At 54.5% G+C, this 233-nt stretch carries 1 pseudogene; it reads left to right on the top strand.

The window, feature by feature from the left end:
* Positions 1-178: pseudogene (locus tag KVT34_RS31310) on the top strand (Stk1 family PASTA domain-containing Ser/Thr kinase); the annotation flags it as partial.
* Positions 179-233 lie beyond the last annotated feature (55 nt).

Genomic DNA, 233 nt, shown 5'->3' with positions numbered 1-233 from the left:
CGGCTCGGTTCACTATTTCTCGCCGGAGCATGCCAAAGGAACCAATACGGGAGGAAAGTCGGTCCTGTATTCACTTGGGGTCGTGATGTATCAAATGTTGACGGGCGAGCTTCCGTTTCACGGCGGAAGCCCGATCAGTGCGGCTTTGAAACATTTGCAGGATGATGCCGCGCATCCATGACGGATTACTCCGATGATTCCGCACAGTCTGGCGAACATCATCCTCATGGCGG

It is taken from the genome of Paenibacillus sp. GbtcB18, from assembly GCF_019091125.1.
GTDB lineage: Bacteria > Bacillota > Bacilli > Paenibacillales > NBRC-103111 > Paenibacillus_F > Paenibacillus_F chitinolyticus.
The sequence above is the reverse complement of the archived record's forward strand: the minus strand, read 5'-3'. Positions and strand labels throughout refer to the sequence as shown.